Source organism: Streptomyces sp. NPDC043908, assembly GCF_056435525.1.
Genome location: NZ_JBWKEI010000005.1, coordinates 390287 through 413605, shown reverse-complemented (window position 1 = coordinate 413605; position 23319 = coordinate 390287). Strand labels below are relative to the sequence as shown.

Annotated in this window: 16 protein-coding genes; 8 read left to right on the top strand and 8 right to left on the bottom strand. The window is 75.4% G+C overall.

All coding sequences use genetic code 11. The features are described from left to right. Positions 1 to 26: 26 nt before the first annotated feature. The 4 genes from AC069K_RS14730 to AC069K_RS14715 all read right to left on the bottom strand — a co-directional run bounded on the left by AC069K_RS14730 (position 27) and on the right by AC069K_RS14715 (position 8379). Positions 27 to 4688, bottom strand: coding sequence for a hypothetical protein (locus AC069K_RS14730; protein ID WP_478615833.1), 4662 nt, complete (start codon positions 4686 to 4688; stop codon positions 27 to 29). A gap of 55 nt (positions 4689 to 4743) precedes the next feature. Next, the gene (locus tag AC069K_RS14725) at positions 4744 to 5589 is read right to left on the bottom strand and encodes a hypothetical protein (RefSeq protein WP_478615948.1); all 846 of its coding nucleotides are present in this window, start codon (positions 5587 to 5589) and stop codon (positions 4744 to 4746) included. A 461-nt stretch (positions 5590 to 6050) separates the two neighbouring features. Next, a complete protein-coding gene (locus tag AC069K_RS14720) occupies positions 6051 to 7574 on the bottom strand; it encodes a hypothetical protein (protein WP_365109844.1) in 1524 nt (507 codons plus the stop codon). Between the two features lie 100 nt (positions 7575 to 7674). Continuing rightward, entirely contained in the window at positions 7675 to 8379 is a 705-nt protein-coding gene (locus AC069K_RS14715; RefSeq protein ID WP_365109847.1) for a GntR family transcriptional regulator, read from the bottom strand. A 190-nt stretch (positions 8380 to 8569) separates the two neighbouring features. Here AC069K_RS14715 and AC069K_RS14710 point away from each other — a divergent pair, with 190 nt between their 5' ends. Genes AC069K_RS14710 through AC069K_RS14695 form a run of 4 tightly spaced genes read left to right on the top strand, consistent with a single transcriptional unit; the run spans position 8570 to position 12139 of the window. Continuing rightward, a complete protein-coding gene (locus tag AC069K_RS14710) occupies positions 8570 to 9847 on the top strand; it encodes an MFS transporter (protein WP_478615828.1) in 1278 nt (425 codons plus the stop codon). Next, positions 9844 to 10614 carry a LamB/YcsF family protein gene (locus AC069K_RS14705; RefSeq protein ID WP_358835709.1) on the top strand — a complete coding sequence of 257 codons (771 nt, stop codon included), beginning with the start codon at positions 9844 to 9846 and terminating at the stop codon, positions 10612 to 10614. The genes AC069K_RS14710 and AC069K_RS14705 overlap by 4 nt, the downstream gene beginning before the upstream one ends. 14 nt (positions 10615 to 10628) lie before the next feature. Next, positions 10629 to 11249, top strand: coding sequence for a 5-oxoprolinase subunit PxpB (gene pxpB / locus AC069K_RS14700; RefSeq protein WP_478615945.1), 621 nt, complete (start codon positions 10629 to 10631; stop codon positions 11247 to 11249). Beyond that, positions 11246 to 12139: a 5-oxoprolinase subunit C family protein gene (locus AC069K_RS14695; RefSeq protein ID WP_478615824.1), complete on the top strand. Its 894-nt coding sequence runs from the start codon at positions 11246 to 11248 to the stop codon at positions 12137 to 12139. The genes pxpB and AC069K_RS14695 overlap by 4 nt, the downstream gene beginning before the upstream one ends. Here the strand turns inward: AC069K_RS14695 and AC069K_RS14690 are convergent. The 3 genes from AC069K_RS14690 to AC069K_RS14680 all read right to left on the bottom strand — a co-directional run bounded on the left by AC069K_RS14690 (position 12127) and on the right by AC069K_RS14680 (position 17930). After that, positions 12127 to 15702 (bottom strand): hydantoinase B/oxoprolinase family protein, encoded by a 3576-nt coding sequence (locus tag AC069K_RS14690; RefSeq protein ID WP_478615821.1) that lies wholly within the window; start codon positions 15700 to 15702, stop codon positions 12127 to 12129. The two genes, AC069K_RS14695 and AC069K_RS14690, sit on opposite strands and share 13 nt — an antisense overlap. Before the next feature lie 157 nt (positions 15703 to 15859). Further along, the gene (locus tag AC069K_RS14685) at positions 15860 to 17278 is read right to left on the bottom strand and encodes a HEAT repeat domain-containing protein (RefSeq protein WP_365109858.1); all 1419 of its coding nucleotides are present in this window, start codon (positions 17276 to 17278) and stop codon (positions 15860 to 15862) included. Positions 17279 to 17537: 259 nt separating this feature from the next. Next, a complete protein-coding gene (locus tag AC069K_RS14680; RefSeq protein WP_358836108.1) occupies positions 17538 to 17930 on the bottom strand; it encodes an ankyrin repeat domain-containing protein in 393 nt (130 codons plus the stop codon). A 320-nt stretch (positions 17931 to 18250) separates the two neighbouring features. On the opposite strand from AC069K_RS14680, the gene AC069K_RS14675 reads away from it, so the two are divergent. Both AC069K_RS14675 and AC069K_RS14670 read left to right on the top strand, forming a co-directional pair. Further along, a complete protein-coding gene (locus tag AC069K_RS14675) occupies positions 18251 to 18445 on the top strand; it encodes a hypothetical protein (RefSeq protein ID WP_067155558.1) in 195 nt (64 codons plus the stop codon). A gap of 37 nt (positions 18446 to 18482) precedes the next feature. Continuing rightward, complete coding sequence (locus tag AC069K_RS14670) at positions 18483 to 20036, top strand: hypothetical protein (RefSeq protein ID WP_365109861.1); 1554 nt, start codon at positions 18483 to 18485, stop codon at positions 20034 to 20036. 226 nt (positions 20037 to 20262) lie between these two features. Here AC069K_RS14670 and AC069K_RS14665 read toward each other — a convergent pair whose 3' ends face one another. Continuing rightward, entirely contained in the window at positions 20263 to 21759 is a 1497-nt protein-coding gene (locus tag AC069K_RS14665; protein ID WP_365109864.1) for an SCO1417 family PLP biosynthesis transcription factor, read from the bottom strand. 63 nt (positions 21760 to 21822) lie between these two features. Between AC069K_RS14665 and yczE the strand changes: the two genes are divergently transcribed. Further along, positions 21823 to 22539 (top strand): membrane protein YczE, encoded by a 717-nt coding sequence (gene yczE, locus AC069K_RS14660; protein ID WP_478615814.1) that lies wholly within the window; start codon positions 21823 to 21825, stop codon positions 22537 to 22539. Then, on the top strand, positions 22536 to 23300 hold the full coding sequence (locus AC069K_RS14655; protein ID WP_478615811.1) for a glycerophosphodiester phosphodiesterase family protein: 765 nt from the start codon (positions 22536 to 22538) through the stop codon (positions 23298 to 23300). Before yczE ends, AC069K_RS14655 begins: the two co-directional genes overlap by 4 nt. Positions 23301 to 23319: the final 19 nt, after the last annotated feature.

Genomic DNA, 23319 nt, shown 5'->3' with positions numbered 1-23319 from the left:
GGGGGCGCCGCGGCGCCCCCCTTTTCTCACGCCGGCTTCCGGAACATCCGGGTCGCAATGATCTCCCCGTGCACCGACCCGTCGGGGTCGGCGGGCAGGCCCGGCCGCAGGTGCTCCTCGACGCTGATGTACTTCAGCCCCGCCCGCAGGTCCGCGTCATTGCGCAACCGGATGACCAGCGGGAACTCCGCGAGCGCCGTGGTGTCGAACAGGCCCGTGGTGTACAGGAGCTGCACGCCCAGCGCGTCCGACACGGCCCGCTGGAGCTCCAGGAGGTACGTGGCGTTGGCCCGGCCGATGGGGTTGTCCAGGAACAGCGTGCCCGCGTGGCGGTGCTTGTCGCGGCCCCGGTCGTTGCTGCGCAGGGCGGCCATCGTGCAGTACAGCGCGATCGCCGCGGTGAGCAGCTGCCCGCCGGAGAACACATCGCCCATCTGCCCGACCGGGACGCGCTCGGCGCGCAGCACCGCGTCCGGCTTGAGGATCTCCACGGCGATGCCGCGCGGTTCGAGGGCGGCCTGGACTCCCCGCAGCAGCAGGGACATCCCGTCCCGGCGCATGTCCGCGTTCTTCTTCACGGCCGCGCGCGTGGCCTCGTCGATGACCTCGCCCAGGCGCTCGGTCAGCGTCGCCTGGTCGGGCTCCTCGAAGCGGATCCGCAGGAACTCCTGCCCCGACCACTCGCCGAGCCCCTCCGGCAGCTGCGAGAGCCGCTGGGCCGAACGCAGCGTGGTCAGCGCCGACTCCACGAGCCCGCGCAGCCGGTCCACGATCGAGTCCCGGTTGCGCTCCAGCTGCTCCAGCTCGTCGGTGAGGACCCGCAGCCGGGGCGCGAACGCCGCCGCCCACGCCGCCGCGTGCTCGGGCAGCGCGGCGGCGGGCAGCTCCCGGATCTGCTGGCGGGCGGGGGTGCGCACCTGCTCGTAGCGGGTCGCGTTCGCGTGCCGGACCAGGATGTCCGAGGCCTCGCGGACGGCGGCCTCGGCGGCCGACAGGTCTCCCGCGCAACCGCGCAGCGAACGCCGCGCCTCGGCTGCCGACCGCCGCGCCTCGGCGAGGTCGCCGGGGAACGGCTCGGGCTCCTGCTCGTCCTCGTCCTGCTGGTGGTCGCGGAGCAGGTCGCGCAGGAGCGCGGCCGTCTCCTCGAAGCCCCCGGCCGCGTCCTCGGCGGCGCGGTGGGCCGTCAGGAGCTCGGCGTGCGCGGCGCGCGAGGTCTCCAGCGCGTCGGTGCGCGCGGCGAGTTCCCCCGTGGCCGTACGCAGCAGGGCCTGGGCCTGCTCGGCGTCGCCGGGCACCAGCTCCTCGGGCAGCTCGGTGTGCGCCGCGCCGTCCTCGGGGGCCAGGCGCTCGGCCTCGCCGCGCAGCCGGCCCAGCTGCTCGCTCGCCGCCGACGCCCTGGTCTCCAGGAGCTGTACGAGGGACTCGGCGCGGGCGGCGGCGGCCTGCCGGGACGGGCCGTCGGCGCCGTCGGTGCCCTCCAGGAGCTGGGCGGCGCGGGTGCGGACCTTGTTGGTGAGCCGGTCCAGCTCGGCGAGCGCGGCGCTCTCGTCGCTCTCCGCACGGGCCTGCTCGGCGCGCAGGTCGGCGCCGACGCCGACCTTCTCGTACAACTGCGACGCGGCGCGGTAGGCCTCGCGCAGAGCGGGCAGCGCGGTCCTGGGCGCATCCGCGTCCGGCTCCGGCAGGTTCTCCGGGGCGCCCGCGATCTCGGCGCGCTCGGCGCGCAGCGCGCGGGCCGTGCGGTGGGCGTCGTCGGCGGCGCGCTGGGCGCCGCGGCGGTCCTCGTCGGCGGCCCGGGCGCGCTCCAGGAGGGACTGGGCGCGGGCCTCGGACTCGGCGGCCTCGTCCACCAGCTCGCGCAGGGTGGCCTGCCAGCCCGCGCGCTCGCGCAGCCGGAAGGCGAGCCCGGCCAGCGCGTCGGCGGCGCGGCGGGCGCGCTGGGCGGCCTCCTGGCGCTCGTCGCGCACGCGGGCGGCCTCGGCGGCGGCCTCATCGGCCTCCGCCCGTGCCGTACGGGCCTCGGCCAGCTCCTCCAGGGCGGTCCTGGCCGCCTCGCGCGCGCCGTGGGCGGCCGTGGCGAGCTCGTCGAGCATCCCGGGCGGGCAGTCGGCGCGCCAGGAGCCGAGCCGCGCGGCGATGCTCCGGTCACCGGCGAGGCGGGCGGCCAGGGCGCGGATCTCCTCGTCGCGGGCGGCGGCGCGGGTGCGCAGCGCCTGCCGCTCCTCGTCGGCGGCGTGCTCGTCGTGCATGGCGGGGTTCGGCGGGACGAGGAAGACCTCGCTGTCCGCCGCGCCCTCGCCCTGCCGGGGCACCGGGGCGAGCAGCGCGGCCGCGGTGCCGACGGCGACCGCCGAGCGGGGCAGCAGCGCGGCCCCGGCCAGCACCTCGCGGGCCCGCACGTGCGAGGCGGGGTCGGTGATCACCACACCGTCGACCAGCTCGGGCCGGGCCGCGAGCACCGCCGCGTGGTCGGCGGGGTCGACGGCCTGGGCGAGGTAGCGCCAGCCCGGCAGGGCGGGGATGCCGTGCTCGCCCAGGTACTCCACGGTGGCCAGCACGTCGGGGCCCGGCGGCAGCAGGCCGCCGTCGCCGAGCGCGCCGAGGATGCGGGAGTCGTCGGCGGCGGCGGTCCGCAGCTCGAAGAGCTGCCGCTCGGCGGAGGCGATGTTCTGGTCGAGGAGCCGGCGCAGCTCGTCGGCCTGGCGGTCCAGCTCCTCGGCGGTCAGCGGGGTGTCCGCGCCGTCCGGGGCGAAGGAGGCGGGCGTGCCGCGGACCGCCGCGTGGACGGCCTCCGCCGCGTACATGGTCGCGTTGCGCGGCTGCGGGACCCCGGCCGCCGGGGCGGACGGCAGGCCCAGGAGCTCGGCGAGGCGCTCTTCGGAGGCGATGGACTCGGCGGCGCGGCGCTCGGCGTCGTAGGCGTTGCCCGCCGCCTCGGCCGCGTCCTGGGCGCGGGCGGCGGCCAGTTCGGCGCGCGCCTCGGTGGCGGCGGCCTCGCGGGCGCGGTCGGCGGTCGTACGGGCGCTCTCGCGGGCCGTGTCCCAGGCGGCGACCGCGGTCTTCTCGGCGTCGCTGGCGGCGAGCGCGGCCCTGGCCGGGTCGGCGTCGGGGGCGCTGTCGTCCAGCCAGCCCGCGCGCACGGCCTCGGCGGTCTCCTGCTCGACCTCGGCCAGGCGCTGGCGCAGATGCCCGGCCTCGCTGCGGGCGCGCTGGGCGTCGGTGGCGGCGGCCGTGGCGTCGCGGTGGGCCGCCTCGCTCGCCTCCTGGAGCGCGGCGGAGCGCTCCTCCTCCTCGGCCGCGACCCGCTCGCCGTCCTCGGCGGCGGTGTGCAGGGCCCGTACGAGATCGGCGGCGGCGGTGGCGCGGGCGGCGAGCGCGGGCGCCGCGTCCCGCTCGGCCTCGCGGATCGCGGCGGCCACGCGCGCGGAGCGGTCGGCGGCGGCCCGGTGCCGCAGCACCGCCTCGGCGGCCTGCCAGGCGGAGTGCAGCGTACGGGCGTCGGCCAGCTCGCGGCGCTGGGCGGTGGCGGCCTTCTCGGCGACGGCGAGCGCCAGGGAGGCGTGGCGGTAGGCGAGTTCGGAGGCGATCAGGGCACTGCGGCCGCGGGCCTGCTCGGCCTCGGTGACGGTGTGCGCGGCGGCGGTGACCCGGCCCGCGAGGTCGGTGGCGCGCCCGCGCTCCTGGGCGGCGCGCGCGGAGAGCCTGCGCGCGAGCGTACGGGTACGGCGCTCGGCGCCTGCGTGGATGTCGCGCGCGCGGGAGCGGGCCTCGGCGGCCTCGACGATCTTGGTGAGCAGGTCCACCGAGCCCGCGGTGAAGTCGCGTTCCGCGGTCAGCTCGGCGCGTCGGCCCAGCTTGTTGCCGAAGCCGCTGACCAGGTCCGCGAGGCCGTCGGTGTCACGGGTGTCGGTGACCGCGCGCAGCAGCAGGTCGGTGAAGTCGGAGTCCTTCTTGACCGCGAAGAGACCGGCCGCCTCGCCCTCGTCCGCGTTCATCTCGCGCTGGTAGCGGAAGAGTTCGGGGTCCAGGCCCAGGTCGCCCAGGTGCTCGTTCCAGCGGTCGTGGATCTCCTCCCACACCACGTCGAGGTGGGGATAGGCCTTGCCCGCCTCGGTGACCGCGTCGCGGAAACCCTTCATGGTGCGGCGCCTGCCCTGGGCGCCGGACGCGCCCTCGGCCGAGGGGCGCATCGCGCTGGACTCGGCGACCGGCAGCGAGTCCAGGCTGAGGCCGGGGCCGGGCCGGAACGAGTACCAGGCCTCGGCGAACTTCCGCGGGTCGTTGGAGACCTGCCGGCCGCGCCACTCGCTGACCTTGCCGACGACGACCAGCTCGCCGGTGAGGGTGTGCTGCCACTCCAGGGCGACGTGGCCGCAGTCGTCGGCGAGCAGGAACTTGCGCAGCACGCCGGAGCTGGCGCCGCCGAGGGTGTTGCGGTGGCCGGGCAGCATCACCGAGAAGATCAGCTTGAGCAGGACGGACTTGCCGCCGCCGTTCTCCAGGAAGAGCACGCCCGCGGGGGCGGGGCGGCGGGGCGGCCCGACCGGCTCGTCCTCGAAGAACTCCGCCTGGGCGGGCGCCGGGTGGGGCACGGGCGCGCCCACGCCTCGCAGGTCCAGCACGGTGTCGGCGTAGCGCGCACCGGCGGGACCGATCGAGTAGAGGCGGACCCGGGACAGCTCGTACATGGCGGACTCTCGTGGATGTGGCGGCGGATGGGCGTGGGGGGCGTACGGGTGCCGGTCAGGCGTGGAAGGGGAGCCCGGCGTCGGCGGCCAGGTCGAGGTCGTCGCCGTCCGGGGGCGGCAGGAGGGTCGCGCTGCCGTCGCTGACCGCGACGACGCCGAGCTCCAGGAGCTCGGCGAGGGCGGCACTGCCGGCCATGTCACGGACCTGGAGCTGGTAGCGGGCGGTGGTGCGGTAGGCGCCGCCCGCGTCGTCGCCGGTCCGCTGGAGGAAGCCGGACTCGGTGAGGAACGCGACGGCCTTGGCCACGATGCCGGTGGTGGAGCCGGCCAGGCGGCGGGCGTCCTTGGTGGCGCCGGTCGAGCTGCGCCGGGCGTAGATGCGCCAGGCGGCCTCCAGGCCAGGGGCGCCGGTCTCGGGGTCGGTGTTCTCGCCCTGCTCGGCGGCCTTCTCCTCCAGCCGGCGGCAGGCCTGGCGGACGAACGCGTCGACCCCGTTGACGGTGATCCGCCCGATGTAGCCGTCGTCGGCCAGGTCCTCGGGGCGGGGGAAGGCCAGGGCGGCCACGGCGAGGTGGGCGAGGCCGTGCAGGAAGCGGTCGGCGGAGTCGGTGGCGGCGCGGCGGGCGTAGTCGCCCATGCGGACGGCGAAGACGGAGTCCTCGGCGGCGGTCACGGCCATGCCGGCGCGGGGGGAGACCTCCAGGACGACGAGGCCGAGCCCGGCGGCGACGGCGTCCGCGAGCCGCGCGAAGGCCGGGTCCTCGCGGTGGCGGCGGAGCAGTTCCGCGTACTCCGCGTCGCGGGCGGGGAGCAGTTTGGGCTGGAGGCCGAAGGCGACGAGGCGGGCGGCGTCGGCGGCGTCGCCCGGAGTGATCCGCCGCTCGTCCCCGTCCCGGGGCACCTCAACGGGACCGTCGCCGGCCTCGGGCTCGTGCTCGGGGTGGTGGTCGGTCACGGGTCTGCTCCTTGGGGGGGTGGTTGTGCGGTGGGGGTGCGGTGCGGGGTGGGGGGCGCCTGCGGCGGGCGGCCCCACCCCGCCCCTTCCCTAGAGCCCTGGGCGGGCGGCCTGGGGGGCCGGTGTTCGTCCGCGGGTCCGGTGGGGGCCGGTCGCGCGGTTCCCCGCGCCCCTTGGGCGACTGCGGCCCCAGCCACCGCCAGCCCCTCGGGCGTTTGAGGAGCGGGGGCCGGGGCGGCGCCCCGTTCCTTCAGCGGCGCGGGGAACCGCGCGGCCAGCCCCCACCGGCCCGCAGCTCGACACAAGAGCCGGCCGAAGGCCCCGCAACGGGGTCCGGGCGCGAAGCCCCCGGGGAACCGCTCTCCCCCACCCCCGGAGGGTCTCGGGAGGGGGCGGGGCGGGGGACATCACGCCGCCTCCCGGTCCGCCGCCATCCCCGCCGCGTCCAGCCGCGCCGTCCCCACGATCAGATCCGCCCCGCCGAACTCCGGGTCGTCCAGCAGCGTCCCGTCGTCCACGGCGAACAGCAGGCGCTCCTCGCCCTGGCGGTAGGCCGTGCCGACCGGGGGACTCGCCGCGTGGACCGCGAGCAGGGCGACCAGGTACGGCAGGTCGGGGTCGAGGGCGCGCGCCTCGGCGAGGAGGCCCGAGAGGCGGCGCGGGGCGTCGTGCTCCAGGTCGAGCAGCTCCATCGCCGCCGCCAGCTGCTCCTCGCTGAAGCGGCTGTCGTCCGGCGTGGCGATCAGATCGGGCTCGGGCATCTCCGCGCCGAGGTGCTCCCGCTCCATCGGCGGCGTCAGCAGTATGTCGACGAGGTCGGCGACCCGCACGGAGACCGGCGTCCGCAGCCCCGTCCCGCGCGCGAAGAAGGCGTCCGTCACCCGCGACGCGTCCTCCACCGGCAGCGGCAGCAGGGGCGCGACCAGCTGCCCGTAGAGGTCGAGGCCGGTGCGGGCGGCCGGGCGCGCGAACGCCTGGCGGTCCTGCTCGGCCCGGAACAGCGGGCCGGCCTCCAGCAGACGCGACTGCAACTGCGTATGGCGCCGGATGCAGTCCTTGACGATGTCGACGAGCTCGGCGGCCCGCCGCTTGTTCTCGGGCTCCTCCGCCTCGTCGCGCGCCTTGCGGATGTTGGTGAGGATCGCGTTCTCGTGCCGGTAGCGGTCGGCCACGTGCTCCAGCGCCTCCGCGATCATGTCCGGGACGGCGTTGAGCCAGTCGACCGCGCGGACGTTGCGCCGCGTCGCCTCCAGGGTGCGGCGCAGGGTCTCCGCGTACTGCACGGTGCGGTAGCGGGCCTGCTCGGCGGCGAGCTGGGCGTCGGCGAGGCGGCCCCGGCTGATCAGCACCTCCAGCTTCACCTCGGCGGCGATCTGGGCGCTGGTGACATCCGTGTCGAGCGCGCCCACCAGCACGTTCACGGCCTCGTCGGTGGTGCGCAGATAGACGCTGCCCCCGTATCCGGGGACCTCCTCGATCAGCTTGAAGTCGTAGTCCCGGCGCACATAGACGCCGTCCGGGCTGAACGTCCCGTACACCGCGCGGAAGCCGCGGTCCACGCTGCCGACGTTGATCAGGTTCTCCAGGACCCAGCGGGCCACCCGCTCGTGCTCCGCGGCCGGGCGGCCCGGCGCCTGGGCGGCGACGCGCGGGATCAGCCGGGCCACGATCTGCTCGTGGTCGGCGCCGGTGTCGAAGTCCATGTTGAGCGTGACGAGGTCGATCGAGGCGAGGGCGACCTCGGCCATCGCGTAGACCGAGTACTCACCGGCCAGGTTCGCCTTGCGCACGTCCAGGTCGTGCAGCGGGGCGGTGCAGGCGAGCGCGCGCAGCCGACGCGCCAGCCCCTCGTCGGCGGCCGGGCCCGGTGCGGGGCGCGGCCCCGCGCTGAGCTGGGGCGGAACGGGTTCCGTCGAGGCAGGCGAAGTCACGCTGCACAGATTAGGTCCTCGCACTGACAACGGTCGAAACGGCGCAGATACGACCGCCCGGCAGCCCCTGGCGCCGCCGGGTCACCGCTCGGCCCGGCCGTCACGCGTCGTCCGCCACCAGCCCCGCGTACGCCTCCACCAACTGCTCGCGGGAGTCGTCGAGATAGTCGGCCAGCAACCGGACCGCGCCGGTCCGCTCGCCCGCCCGCAGCGCCTCCAGAATCTCCCGGTTCCGTATGAGATAGGGCTGATGGAGCAGTTTGGGGTCGTCCACCACATGGAAGGCGAGCCGCAGTTCGGCCAGGACCCCGCGCATCAGCTCGTCCGTGCGCGCGCTGCCCGCGAGGGCCACCAGCTCCCGGTGGAAGTGGATGTTGGCGGTGGAGACGCCCCGCCAGTCGTGGCGGCGGGCCGCCCGCTCCCCGGCCGCCACCGCCGCGTCCAGCGGTCCGAGCGCGTACGGGGGCGCGCCGAGGCCCCGGACGACGGCGCACTCGACCAGGCGCCGGGTGCGGTAGATGTCCTCGACGTCCTCGACGGCCAGGATCCGTACGAACACGCCCCGGTTGAGCTCGTGGACCAGCAGCCGCTCGTGGGTCAGCAGCCGGAACGCCTCGCGCAGGGTGTTGCGCGAGACCCCGAGCGCCTTGCCGATGGCGTCCTCCGCGAGGCGTTCGCCCGGCGGGAAGTAGCCCTCCGCGATCCGGCCGCGCAGGATGTCCGCGACCCGCTCGGCGGTACTGGTGCGGCCGAGCAGCGGGCGGTCGTCCGCCAGCCCGCCGGCCCCGGACCCGGTGGTCCCCACGGCAACCTCACTCCCCCGCCGGGCTTTCCGGCGGCGCACTGCCCGCCATCGTAGAAGCGCCGTCGCGGAAGAACGGACCGACACGGCTCTTGTCGGATTGTTCAACGATCCTCTAGCTTGGGCGTCACCCCGGAGCCCCCCACCCCTCCGCTCTCGACCGCACCCTCCCCCCTCCCCCTGCGAGGTGCAGATGAGCACGACCCAGGACCGGCCGAAACAGGACGAACTGCCCGCATTCGGCGGCCCGTTCGGCTGGCTGCGCGCCCTCGGCCCGCGCGGCCGGCACGCCTTCGGCGGCGCGTTCGGCGGCTACGCCCTCGACTCCTACGACTACTTCACGCTGCCGCTGAGCATGGTCGCGATCGGCGCGTACTTCGGCCTCGACCACGGCCAGACCGGTCTGCTCACCACCGTGACCCTGGTGGTCTCGGCGGTCGGCGGCGCGCTCGCGGGGATCCTGGCCGACCGCATCGGCCGGGTGAAGGCCCTGATGATCACCGTCATCACCTACGCGGTGTTCACCGTGGCCTGCGGCTTCGCGCCCACGTACGAGACGCTGATGGTCTGCCGCGCCCTCCAGGGCTTCGGCTTCGGCGGCGAGTGGGCGGTCGGCGCGATCCTGGTCGCCGAGTACGCCTCGGCCAAGGACCGCGGGCGGACGCTGGGCGCGGTGCAGAGCGCCTGGGCGGCGGGCTGGGCGCTGGCCGTCCTCGTCTACACCCTGGTCTTCCACTACGTGGACGCCGACACCGCCTGGCGCGTGATGTTCTGGACGGGCGCGCTGCCCGCCCTCCTGGTGATCTACATCCGGCGCAACGTCACCGACGCCCCCGAGGCCGCCGCGCGGCGCGCCGCCGACTCCACCCGCGGCTCCTTCGCCGCCATCTTCAAGAAGGACCTGCTGCGCGCCACCTTCTTCGCGACGCTGCTCTCCACCGGGGTCCAGGGCGGCTACTACACGCTCGCCACCTGGGTGCCGACCTACCTCAAGACCGACCGCGGGCTGACCGTCGTCGGCACCGGCGGCTATCTGACGTTCCTGATCTCCGGCGCGTTCCTCGGCTACCTCACCGGCGGCGTCCTCAGCGACCGGCTGGGCCGCAAGCGGAACATCCAGCTCTTCGCCGTGCTGTCCGCGTTGTGCATCCTGGTCTACACGCACATCCCGTCCGGCGCGAACACCCTGCTGCTCGTCCTCGGCTTCCCGCTGGGGTTCTGCATGTCCGCGATCTTCAGCGGGTTCGGCTCGTTCCTCAGCGAGCTCTATCCGACGGCGGTACGCGGGACCGGCCAGGGCTTCACGTACAACAGCGGCCGGGCCGTCGGCGCCTTCCTGCCCACCTTCGTGGGCTACCTCTCCGACAGCTGGGGCGTGGGCGGCGCGCTGACCCTGGGCGCGGTCGGCTACGCGCTGGCCGTCGTCGCCCTGTTCGGGCTGCCCGAGACCCGCGGCAAGGAGCTGCTGTGACCCCGACCCCGTCCCGTATCGACCTCAACGCCGACCTCGGCGAGGGCTTCGGGCGCTGGCGGCTGACCGACGACGAGCAGTTGCTGTCCGTCGTCACCAGCGCCAACGTCGCCTGCGGCTTCCACGCGGGCGACGCGGCCACCATGCGGCGCGTGTGCGCGCTCGCGGTCGAGCGCGGGGTGCGGATCGGCGCCCAGGTCTCCTACCGCGACCTGGCCGGTTTCGGCAGGCGCAGCATGGACGTGCCGCCGGACGAGCTGGCCGCCGAGGTCGCCTACCAGATAGGCGCGTTGGAGGTCTTCGCGCGGGCCGCCGGCAGCCGGGTCTCCTATGTGAAGCCGCACGGCGCGCTCTACAACCGCGTCGTCCACGACGAGGAGCAGGCGGCGGCCGTCGTCGAGGGGGTGTGCCTGGCGGCCGGCGCGGTGCCGGTGCTCGGGCTGCCCGGCTCGCGCCTGCTGGAGCGGGCCGCGAAGGCCGGACTGCCGGTCGTCACCGAGGCGTTCGCGGACCGCGCCTACACCGCGCGCGCCACCCTCGTCCCGCGCGGCCAGGAGGGCGCGGTCATCACGCACCCGCGCGCGGTCGTCCAGCGCGCGCTCGCGCTGGCGGGCAGCGGGACGGTGGTCGCCGTCACGGGCGAGAGCGTCGAGGTACGCGCGCGTTCGCTCTGTCTGCACGGCGACACCCCGGGCGCGGCCTCGCTCGCCCGCCGGGTGCGGGCGGAACTGGAGGGCGCGGGCGTGCGGGTGGAGGCGTTCGCGTGAGCCGTGCCCTGCCGATGCGGACGCTGCCGGTCGGCGACCGCGCGCTCCTCGTCGAGTTGGAGAGCGGTGAGGACGCCGAGGCCCTCCACGCCGAGCTGCTGCGCCGCCGCGCCGCCGGACGGCTGCCTCCCGTACGGGAGATCGTCCCGGCGGCCCGTACGGTCCTGCTCGACGGCCTGGACGACCCGGAGCGGCTCGCGGCGCTGCTGCCCGGCTGGGAGGTGGCCCCGCCGCGCGCGGACGCGGGCGCGACGGTCGAGATCCCGGTCCGCTACGACGGCCCCGACCTGGCCGAGGTGGCGGCGGAGTGGGGCGTCTCGCCGGAGGCGGCGGTACGGATCCACAGTGCGACCGCCTTCCGGGTGGCCTTCTGCGGGTTCGCGCCCGGCTTCGGCTATCTGACCGGGCTGCCCGAGCGGTACGCGGTCCCCCGCCGGGCCACGCCGAGGACCGCGGTCCCGGCCGGGTCGGTCGCGCTGGCGGGCCCGTACACCGGCGTCTATCCGCGCTCGTCCCCGGGCGGCTGGCAGCTGGTCGGCACCACGGACGCCGTCCTGTGGGATCCGGGCCGCGAGCCCGCCGCGCTCCTGGCGCCGGGCACCCGGGTGCGCTTCGTCCCGCTGGGCGCGGCATGACGGACCGGGCCTTCTGCGTGGTGCGGGCCGGTGCGCTCACCTCGGTCCAGGACGAGGGCCGCCCCGGCCACGCCCACCTCGGCGTACCGCGCTCGGGGGCGCTCGATCTGCCCGCGAGCCGTCTCGCCAACCGGCTGGTGGGCAACCCCGCGGGCGCCGCCGTCCTGGAGACGACGCTGAGCGGATGCGCGGTGCGCCCCCGCCGCGACGTGACGGCCGCGGTGACCGGGGCGCCCTGCCCGGTGACCGTCGACGGGCGTCCGGCGGCGTGGGGCGCGCCGGTGCGGGTGCCCGCCGGAGCGGTCCTGGAGGCGGGCGCCGCCGTACGGGGGGTGCGCTCCTATGTGGCGTTCGCCGGCGGGATCGCGGTCGATCCCGTCCTCGGCAGCCGCTCCACCGACCTGCTCTCCGGGCTCGGACCGCCTCCGCTCACGGACGGCGCCGTGGTGCCCCTGGGCCACCCGGCCGGGCGCCACGCGCGCGTGGACGCGGCCCCCGCGCCGGGACCGCCCGCCGAGCTGGTGCTGCGGGTGCTGCCGGGGCCGCGCGCCGACTGGTTCACGCCGGACGCCTTCGACGCTCTGGCGCGCGGGCGCTACCGGGTCTCCGCCGCCGGCAACCGCATCGGTCTGCGCACCGAGGGCCCGGCGCTGGAGCGGGCCGTCCACGGCGAGCTGCCGAGCGAGGGCATGGTGTGGGGAGCGGTCCAGGTGCCGCCGGACGGACGGCCGGTGGTGTTCCTGGCCGACCATCCCACCACCGGCGGCTATCCGGTGCTCGGCGTGGTCGCCGGGGCCGATCTGGCCGCCGCCGCGCAGGCCGCGCCCGGCACCCCGCTGCGGTTCGTGCCCGTCCGCCGGTCCCCCGCGCGCAGCCCTCAGCAGCCGTAGCCGCCGCCTCCGGGCGTGCGGACGACCAGGACGTCCCCGGGGCCCATCTCGACGGTGTCCACGCCGGCCAGCGGCTCGCTGCGGCCGTCCGCGCGCTCCACCAGGTTCTCGCCGAGCGCGCCCGGCCCGCCGCCCGCCATGCCGTACGGCGGGACGCGCCGGTGGCCGGTCAGCAGGGCCACCGTCATCGGCTCCAGGAAGCGGATCCGGCGCTCGGCCCCGCGGCCGCCGCTCCACCGGCCCGTCCCGCCGCTGCCCTCCCGTACGGAGAAGGCGTCCACCCGCACCGGGTACCGCCACTCCAGCACCTCGGGGTCGGTGAGGCGCGAGTTGGTCATATGGGTCTGTACGGCGTCCGCGCCGTCGAAGCCCTCGCCCGCGCCCGAGCCGCTGGCCACCGTCTCGTAGTACTGCACCCGGTCGTTGCCGAAGGTGACGTTGTTCATCGTGCCCGAGCCCTCGGCCTGGACTCCCAGGGCCGCGTAGAGGGCGCCGGTGACGGCCTGCGAGGTCTCGACGTTCCCGGCCACCGTCGCGGCCGGGTAGCGGGGTGCCAGCATCGAGCCGGGGGGCACCCGTACCTCCAGCGGCTCCAGACAGCCGCTGTTGAGCGGGATGTCGTCGTCCACCAGCGTCCGGAAGACGTAGAGGACGGCCGCCATCACCACCGACCGGGGCGCGTTGGCGTTGCCGGGCTGCTGCGGGGAGGTGCCGGCGAAGTCCACGACCGCGCCGCGCGCCTCGCGGTCCACGGTGACGGCGACCCGGATCACCGCGCCGCTGTCCGTCTCGTACGCGTACGAGCCGTCGTTCAGCCCGGCCACGATCCGGCGCACGGACTCCTCGGCGTTGGCGCGCACATGGCCCATGTACGCCTGGACGACGTCGGGACCGAACTCCTCGCTCACGCGCCGCAGTTCGGCGATGCCCTTTTCGTTGGCGGCGATCTGGGCGCGCAGGTCCGCGAGGTTGGTGTCGGGGTCGCGCGAGGGGTGGGCGGCGCCGGTCAGCAGCTCCCGCGTCTCGGCCTCGCGCAGCCGGCCGTCCCGGACGAGCAGCCAGTTGTCGAAGAGGACGCCCTCCTCCTCGATCGTGCGGCTGAAGGCGGGCATGGATCCGGGCGTGATGCCGCCGATCTCGGCGTGGTGGCCGCGCGAGGCCACCAGGAACCGCAGCTCGCCGCCGTCGAAGACCGGGGTGACCACGGTGACGTCGGGCAGGTGGGTGCCTCCGTGGTACGGGTCGTTGACGGCGTAGACGTCACCGGGCCGCAGGGTGCCCTCGTCGCGGCGCAGCACCTCTTTGATGGACTCGCCCATCGACCCCAGGTGCACCGGGATGTGCGGAGCGTTGGCGATCAGGTTGCCCTCGGAGTCGAAGAGCGCGCAGGAGAAGTCGAGGCGTTCCTTGATGTTGACGGAGTGGGCGGTGTTCTCCAGGCGTACGCCCATCTGCTCGGCGATCGCCATGAAGAGGTTGTTGAAGACCTCCAGCATCACCGGGTCGACGTCCGTTCCGACGGCCGTGCGGGCCGGGCGGGGGCGCGCCCGGGTCAGCAGCAGGTGCCCGAGGTCACCGGCGGCGGCCTGCCAGCCGTCGTCCACCACGGTGGTGGCGTCGGCCTCGGCGACGATGGCGGGCCCGGTGACGGCGGCGCCGGGCCGCAGGGCGGCGCGCCGGTACAGCGGGACCTCCCGGCGCTCGCCCGCCACGACCATGGACACGGTGGCCGCGGGCCCGGCCGCCCCCTCCCCCGCGTACTCCCCGGCCGCGGGGGCGCCGTGGGGCCCGGCGGCGCCGACCGCCTCCACCGACACGGCCTCCACGACCAGCGGCTTGTCCATGGTGAAGGCGTACCGCGCGCGGTGTTCGGCTTCGAAGGCCGCCTTCATGGCGTCCGGCGCGTCCAGGTCGACGGGCAGGCTCGCGTCCGTACCGGCGTAGCGCAACAGGACGCGCGCGTGGGTGGTGATTGCCTCGTCGGCGAGGCCGTCGGCGCGCAGTTCGGCGCGCGTGTGTGCCGCGAGCTCCGCGCACGCCTCGCGCGCCCGCCCGGCTCCGGCCCCGTCGAGCTCCGCCTCCACGGACCGCTCGCGCATCGCGGTCGCGTCCGCGAGGCCGATCCCGTACGCGGAGAGCACCCCGGCCAGCGGGGGGACGACGACGGTGGCGATGCCGAGCGCGTCCGCGACCGCGCAGGCGTGCTGGCCGCCCGCGCCGCCGAAGCTGGTCAGGGCGTAGCGGGTGACGTCGTGGCCGCGCTGCACGGAGATCTTCTTGACGGCGTTCGCCATGTTGAGGACGGCGATCTCCAGGAATCCCGCGGCCACGTCCTCGGCGGTGCGTCCGCCGCCGGTGCGCCGGGCGAGGGCGGCGAACCGCTCCCGCACCACCTCGGCGTCGAGCGGCTGGTCGCCGTCGGGGCCGAACACGGCCGGGAAGTGGGCGGGCTGGATCCGGCCGAGCATCACGTTGGCGTCGGTGACGGTGAGCGGGCCGCCGCGCCGGTAGCAGGCCGGGCCGGGGGAGGCGCCCGCCGAGTCGGGGCCGACCCGGTAGCGCCGGCCGTCGAAGTGGAGCACCGAGCCGCCGCCCGCCGCCACGGTGTGGACGGTCATCATCGGGGCGCGCATCCGCACCCCGGCGACCTGGGTGGCGAAGTCCCGTTCGAAGGCGCCCGCGTAGTGCGACACGTCGGTGGAGGTGCCGCCCATGTCGAAGCCGATCACGCGCGCGTGGCCGGCCTGTGCGGAGGTGCGGGCCATGCCGACGACGCCGCCCGCCGGGCCGGAGAGCACCGCGTCCTTGCCCCGGACGTGCGCGGCCTCCCGCAGCCCGCCGTTGGACTGGAGGAACATCAGCCGTACGCCGTGGAGTTCCCGCGCGACCTCGTCGACGTACCGGCGCAGGATCGGCGAGAGGTAGGCGTCCACCACGGTGGTGTCGCCGCGCGGCACCAGCTTGATCAGCGGACTCACCTCGTGGGAGCAGCTGACCTGGGTGAAGCCGAGCTCCCTGGCGGCCCCGGCGACGGCCGTCTCGTGGCCGGGGTGGCGGTAGCCGTGCGTCAGGACGACGGCGGCGCTGCGGAAGCCCTCCGCGTGGGCGGCGCGCAGCCGCCCGGTCGCGGCCGCGAGGTCGAGGGGGCGGACGACGGCGCCGTGCGCGTCGACCCGCTCGGGCACCTCCACGACCTTCTCGTACACCGCGTCCGGCAGCTCGATGTGCCGGTCGAACAGGCGCGGCCGGTTCTGGTACGCGATCCGCAGGGCGTCCCGGAAGCCCTCGGTGACGACCAGGACCGTCGGCTCGCCGCGCCGCTCCAGCAGGGCGTTGGTGGCGACGGTGGTGCCCATCTTGACGACCGCGATCCGCTCGGCGGGGACGGGCTCGCCGGGCCCGAGCCCCAGCAGGAGCCGGATCCCGGCGACGGCCGCGTCCCGGTACCGCGCCGGGTCGTGGGAGAGGAGCTTGCGGCTGACCAGGCGTCCGTCCGGGCGCCGGCCCACCACGTCGGTGAAGGTGCCGCCCCGGTCGACCCAGAACTCCCAGCGCCCTGTCATCCCTCCATTCTGGCAAGGAGGGGCGTGCCCGGGGGCGCACCGAGCACCGCGTGCGCGGCGCCGGCCCCGCCCGCTCCGTCCGGAAGGCGTCCCCCGGGCTCTTCGGAGAGGGTGTTCCGCCGCCGGGGCTCCCGGCCCGTCCGGACGGAGCCGCGGCTCATATAGCGGGCGCGTCGGGGCCCATCCGGTTGTGGATGGCGCTCTGTACCTCGGCCTCCTCGGCCGGGTCGTCGGCCAGGCGCCGCAGCCGCTCCGCCACGCGCGCGTCGACCAGCTCGGCGTACTGCGCGGCCACCTCGCGGGTGGTCTCCTCGCAGTCCCACAGGCACTCGACGGCGAAGCCGGTGGCGAAGGAGGGGTCGGTGGCGGCGAGCGCGCGGGCGGTGCGGCCGCGCAGCTCGGAGGAGGCGGTCTCGCGGTAGAGGTGCCGCAGTACGGGGGCGGCGCAGCCGATGCCGAGCCGTCCGGTGCCGTCGACGAGGGGGCGCAGCAGGGGCGCGTCGGCCCCCTCGGAGCGCACGCACTCGCGCAGCGCGCCCAGCACCAGCTGGGCGTCGTCGGCCTCGCCCCGGCAGGCGAGGACGCCCGCGGCGGCGGCGCCGAGCGCGTCGGGCCGGTGCACCCAGCCGCGCGCCCGGTCGACAGCCGCGGGTCCGCACATCCGCTCGAAGGCCTGGACGGCGGCCTCGGCCACCGTGCGGGAGCCGCCGCCGACGGCGGCCTCGATGAGGTCGAGGACGCGCGGGTCGCGTGACTCGGTGAGGTAGTGCAGGGCGGCGCAGCGGGCGCCGTCCGCGCCGGCGCGCGCGGCCTCGACGATCATTTCGCGGTCGTCGGGCCCGGCGACCGCGCCCAGGCAGCGGGCGGCGGGCAGGGTGAGGTCGGCGCCGCGGTCCAGGCCCTCCTGGGCCCAGTCGAAGACGGCCTGGACGCTCCAGCCGGGACGCGGCCCGGACGGCCTCAGCTGACGCTGCCAGCGGTCGAAGGAGCCGGCTTCCCGGGCGGCACGCACCCGGGCGCCGACCGAGGCGCGGGTGTCCTCGGCCCACAGCCGCCAGGGCCGGGGTTCGAAGGCGTCGCGGACGGTGGCGGCCAGCTCGGCGTCGCCCTCGGGGGTGCGGGGGAAGCGGGCGAGGACGGGCTCGGCGAGGGCGCGCAGTCCCGCGTCGTCGTCACGCAGCGCGAGCTCGTCCAGGGCCCAGCGCCAGTTGGCACCGCCCGCGGCGTAGCGGCGCAGCAGCAGCAGCGCGTCGTGCCTGCCGTAGGAGGCGAGGTGGCCGAGGACCGCGAGCGCGAGGCCGGTGCGGTTCTCGTCGGCGTCGAGAACGTCCTCGGCGCTGAGGAGATGGGCCTCGATCTCGTCGAGTCCGCCGTCGAGATCCAGGTAGAGGCGCGCGTAGTACAGGGAGCGGTTCTCCACCTGCCAGTCCTGGCGGGGGTCGCTCAGTACACAGTGGTTCAGGGCCGCCAGGGCTTCTGGGCGCGGGGCGGCGAGCGCGTGCAGGGTGCCGTCGCCGCGGCCCCGCTGCAGCAGGCCGAGCAGCGTACCGCTCGGCGCTATGACCGGATCAAACATGGAAGTAGCCTCACATCAAGCTGTCGACGCAACCGGGATTCGTGCCGTGCCCTAGTAGGCCGCGCGCCAACATGTTCGGCCGTCCGCCGTCTTCCGCTTGCTGTGGACCATCTTCCTGCCTCTCGTCGTGTGGCCCCCGATGTAAGGACCCTGCCCCTGATGAAGGGGCTCGTCGTCATGATGACCCAGGCATTTCGCCACCGCGACCACATTTACGAGCCTCTCCCACCAGGTAGGCAGGGGTACCCCGGCACAAACCTCAGCGGTCGCCGAAGAGTGCGAGCAGTTCCGTCTTGCCGAACATCCGTGCGGTGTCCAGCGCTGACGGCGTTCCGGCGGAAGGATCGGCTCCGCCTGTGAGCAGCGCCTTCACGACCTCCTGCTCGCCCTTGAAGACCGCTCCCGCGAGCGGGGTCTGGCCGCGGTCGTTGGCGCGGTCGGGGTCGGCCCCGCGCGCGAGGAGCGCGGAGACCGCCTCCGCGTGCCCGTGGTAGGCGGCGAGCATCACCAGGGTGTGACCCTGGTCATTGGTGAGGTCGGGCGAGACCCCGGCGTCCACGTACGCGGCGAGCGCCTCCGCCTCTCCCCGGCGGGCCAGATCGAAGATCCTGCTCGCCAGTTCGACCACCTCGGGATCGAGGGCATCGCTCATCGCGCGGACCGCCTTTCTTCGGGTGCGGCGCTCCTCGGAACGCCTGTGACCTGGCCCGTACGGCGTCGGGGCCGTACGAGTGAATCGACAGGGTACTGCCCGTCGGCCGACATGGACCGGTCCGCCCGGGGCAAAGCTCACCGCGAGTAACAGCACCCGGTCCACCGGCCGCGCAGTGTCCCTCCCGCGGCCCGGATCCCTGTCCGCCACTCCAGTGAAAATCAGAGGATTTCACTCGATTGCACCTTTTATCACATAGATACTTCCCGTGATCATGGAAGAACTCATGGTGACTGTCCCCCCACCCAGGAGAACTCCTCATGATCCTGTCCATCTCAGGCGTCGTCCTGCTCGGCATCATCGTCTTCCTCTTCTTCCGGAAAGACGGCCTCAAGGCCTCGCACGCCATGGTCTGCGCCCTGTTCGGCTTCTATCTCGCGGGCACGGCGATCGCCCCGAGCATCAAGGCCGGGGGCCAGAGCCTGGCCAGCCTGCTGGGCGGGATCAAGTTCTGACCTCCCGCAGCCCCGACCACCCCCACAGGAGACCGACGTGGCCCGGCGACCACTCCCCCGCATTCTGAGCAGCACGACCGCGCCGATCGCCCGCAGCCGCGAGCTGGCGCGCACGGCCGCCGACAGCGCCACCGACGTCCTCCATCCGCTCATCACGATCACCCGCGGCCTGCGGCTGATCCTCGCCGCCCTGGGCGGCAAGTGGACCGCCACGCCCAAGGAGCGGCGTGGTCCCGCGCTGTTCCTGGCGGCCGCCGTGGTCCTGGTGGTCGCGCTCATCCCGTACGGGCCGCTGCTCGCCCTGATCACGGTGATGGCCGCGGCCGCCTGGAAGGGCCGGGTGCGCGTCCCCGTCAAGACCGGCCCCGACGAGGCGGAGGCCGCCCGCCTCCAGGCGCTCTACGAGGCGCTCGTGCCGTACTTCTCGGTGCCGGAGGACCCCGGTCCGCTCTTCACCCACGGCGGCGACTGGACCGCCGCGTTCAGCGAGTACGCGTTCGACGACACGGGCCGGGTCACCCGTCTCCTCATCCGCTACCCGGCGTACTTCACGGACGGCGAGCCCGAGGCGCGCGCCCGTATCGAGCAGTTGCTGCACACCAAGTCCGGGCGCGGCCGGGAGTACCGGTTCGAGTGGGACGAGGAGGCCAACCAGCTCGTGATGCGCGTCCTCGGCGCGCTCCCCACCGCGATCGCCGCCCAGCGGTTCGTCGCCGGGCCCGGCGAGACCGTGCTCGGGTTCACCGACGCCGACGCGGTGCAGCGGACCGTGCCGGTCGTCGAGGGCGAGGACGTCCGCGACGCGCCCCCGGTCGTCTGGCGCACCGGGCCGCGCTCCACCGAGCCGCACCTGCTGGCGGTCGGCGAGCCCGGCAGCGGCACCACGACCCTGCTGCGCTCCATCGCCCTCCAGGCGCTCCAGTACGGCGACGTGCTCATGGTCGAGGGCAGCGGCACCGGGGAGTACGCGTGCCTGGCCGGGCGCCGGGGCGTGCTCGCCGTGGAGTGCGGCCTCGCCGGGGCGCTGGCCACGCTGGAGTGGGCCGCGCACGAGACCGAGCGCCGCCTCATCGCCGCCAACCGCGCCCGCCAGGCGGGCCACCCGACCCCGGACGACATCAAGCGGCCGCTGTGGATCCTGCTCGACCGGCCGAGCGTCTTCGGGCACCTGGCCGCCGCCGACGGGCGGCCCGAGCCGCAGCAGCTGCTCCAGATCCCGCTGCGGCACGGGCGGGCGGCCGGGGTGACGGTGGTGGTCGCCGAGCAGTTCGACTGCCTGGAGGCGCTGACCGAGCCGGTCCGCACGCACACCCGCGCGCGCGTGGTGCTCGGCCCCGCCACCGCCGCCCAGGCCGCGTGGGTCCTCGGGGTTCCGCCGCACACCACCCCGACCGCGCTCGTCCCGCCCGGCCGCGGCTACGCCCGGCTGGGCACGGGGCCCGTCCTGCGCCTCCAGGTCCCGGCGACCCCGGACCCGTACGACGAGGCGACCAGCGAACAGCACCGCCAGGCGGTCCTCGACCTGCTCCCCGAGCGCGACCTGCCGGTGGAGGCGGCCCCGCACGCGCAGGCGGTACCGGCCGAGGGGTGAGCCTCCGCACCGACGAACGGACCGAGTGAACGCCCGGGGCACCACGGCGAGCGCCCGTCAGCCCCGGGCGCCCCGGCACCCTCGCGGGCCCCGGCACCCCCGGCACCTCTCGGTCCCGGGAGCGCGGACACGTCCCCCAGGTGCCCCGAACGTCCCTCGGTCCTGAGTGCCGCACCTCTCGGCTCCGGGCGCCCCGGCACCCCTCAAGGCCCCGCACCCCTTCCCCTCACGCCACGAACGTCCGCGGCGACTCGCCCCCCGTGCTCGCCCCCTTCTCCACCAGCCGTGCCGCCGCCGCGAGGCGGGCCGCCGCCTCCTCGGCCACCGGGCCGCTCACGGTGAAGGGGAGGCGCACATAGCCCTCGAAGGCGCCGTCCACGCCGAACCGGGGGCCGGACGGCACCCGTACCCCGACCCGTTCGCCCACCTCCGCCAGGCGGGAGCCGGAGACTCCCCCGGTGCGCACCCACAGCGTGAGCCCGCCCACCGGTACGTCGAACTCCCACTCCGGCAGCTCCCGGCGGACCGCCGCCACCAGCGCGTCGCGGTTCTCGCGCGCCTGGGCCCGGCGCAGGTCGACCGCCTGCTCCCAGCCGCCCGTGGCCATCAGCCACTTGACGGCGAGCTGCTCCAGGACGGGGGTGCCCAGGTCGGCGTAGGCGCGGGCCGCGACCAGGGACCGGATGACGTCGGGGGCCGCCCGCACCCAGCCGATGCGCATGCCCGCCCAGAACGCCTTGCTCGCCGAGCCGACGGTGAGCACCGTCGCGCCCGCCGGGTCGAAGGCGCAGACCGGGCGCGGCATGTCGACGCCCTCGTCCAGCCACAGTTCGGACATGGTCTCGTCGACGACGAGCACGGTCCCGGCCGAGCGGGCGGCGTCCACCAGGGCGCGGCGCTGGTCCTCGTCGGCCAGCGCGCCCGTCGGGTTGTGGAAGTCGGCGACGACATAGGCGAGCCGGGGCGCGGAGTCGCGCAGCACCTGCCGCCACAGGGGCAGGTCCCAGCCGGTGAGCCCCTCGGCCATGGCGACCGGTACGAGCCGGGCCCCGGCCTCGCGCATCAGCTGGAGGATGTTGGCGTACGAGGGCGACTCCACCGCGATCCGCTCGCCGCGCCCGGCGAAGAGGTGGCAGATGGCGTCCATGGCGCCCATCGCCCCGGTGGTGACCATGATCTGTTCGGGCATGGTCGGGATGCCGCGCGCGGTGTACCGCTCGGCGAGCATCCGGCGCAGCGCCGGCAGCCCGGCCGGATAGTCGCCGTGGGTGTGCGCGTACGGCGGCAGCTCCTCCAGGGCGCCCTGCACCGAACGGGTCAGCCACGGCTCCGGCGCGGGCAGCGCCGCGCACCCCAGGTCGATCATGGATCCCAGCGACTCGGGCGGCAGCGGCTCCAGGCCGCGCGCGGGCAGCGGGTTGCCCGCCGGCACGGCCGTCCAGCTGCCCGCGCCCCGGCGGGACTCCAGGAAGCCCTCGCCACGCAGCGCCTCGTAGGCCGCGGCCACCGTGGTGCGGCTGACCGAGAGCGCCAAGGCCAGCTCCCGCTCGGCGGGCAGGCGCGCGGCCACCGGCACCCGGCCTTCGAGGACGAGGAGCCGGATCCCGTCGGCCAGCGCCCGGTAGGCGGGCGGCTTGCGGGTGCCCGCGGGGCGGGGCTGCTGCTGTGCGTTGAGCTGTCGGGCGAGCTGTGCCGGTCCGACCGCCGAGGTCCACTGCGCCATGAAGTCAGTCCACCTTCCCCGGATTGGCCATGGTTGGGAGAGGATTCCCCGCCACAGAGTGTCATGCGTCAGTCCACCACCACCAGACAGGGGGACGCTCACGTGTCCGCACACCTCACCCGGAGGCTGCTCCAGCTCTATGTCGGCCTCACGCTGTACGGGGTGAGCTCGGCGCTGCTGGTGCGCAGCGGGCTCGGGCTCGAACCCTGGGGTGTGCTGCACCAGGGCATCGCCGAGCGCACCGGGCTGACCATCGGGGTCGTCTCGATCATCGTGGGCGCGCTGGTGCTGCTGCTGTGGATCCCGCTGCGCCAGCGCCCGGGCCTGGGCACGGTCTCCAACGTCTTCGCCATCGGCATCGCGATGGACGCCACCCTCGCCCTGGTGCCGGACGTGCACGGCCTCGCCGTCGAGATCCCGCTGATGGCCGGCGGGATCCTGTTCAACGGCGTGGCGACCGGGCTGTACATCTCGGCGCGGTTCGGCCCCGGCCCGCGCGACGGCCTGATGACCGGGCTGCACCGGGTCACCGGCCGTTCCATCCGGCTGGTGCGCACCTCGATCGAGGTGGCGGTCGTGGTGACCGGCTTCCTGCTCGGCGGCTCGCTCGGTGTGGGCACGGTCGCCTACGCCCTCGCCATCGGCCCGCTCGCCCAGCTCTTCCTGCGGGTCTTCGCGATCCCGGAGGCGGCGGGGGAAGCGGAGGCCGCCCGCGAACCGGCCCCGGCCGCCGGACCCCCGGCCGGGGAGGCACCGGCACAGGCGATACTGCCCGGGTGACTCGCGTACGCCACCCCTATCTGGACCATCCGACGCCGATCGCCTTCGCCCACCGCGGCGGGGCCGCGGACGGCATCGAGAACACCGCGGCCGCCTTCGGGCGGGCCGCCGCGGCCGGTTTCCGGTACTTCGAGACCGATGTCCACACCACGGCGGACGGCCGTCTGGTCGCCTTCCACGACTCCACCCTGGACCGGGTCACCGACGCCGTGGGCCGGATCGCCGATCTGCCGTGGGGCGAGGTGTCACAGGCCCGGGTGGCGGGCCGGGAGCCGCTGCCGCTCTTCGAGGAGCTCCTCGACGCGTTCCCCGAGGCGCGCTGGAACGTGGATCTGAAGGCCGAGTCGGCGCTCGTGCCGCTGGTGGAGCTGATCCGGCGTACCGGCTCCTGGGACCGGGTGTGCGTGGGCTCGTTCTCCGAGGCCCGGGTCGCGCGGGCCGCGCGGCTGGCGGGTCCGCGCCTGGCCACCTCGTACGGGGTGCGGGGCGTGGCCGCGCTGCGGCTGCGCTCGCTGGGGCTGCCCGCGCCGCTGCGCCGGGGCGCGGTGTGCGCGCAGGTGCCCGAGTCCCAGAACGGCGTCCGGGTGGTGGACCGGCGCTTCGTGAGGACCGCGCACGCCCTGGGCCTGCACGTCCACGTGTGGACCGTCAACGATCCCGATCGGATGACGAGGCTCCTGGCCCTCGGCGTGGATGGCATCATGACCGATCATCTGGAGACGCTGCGCAAGGTACTGACCGACCGGGGAACCGGCTTCTGAACTCCGCGCGCGCCCACAG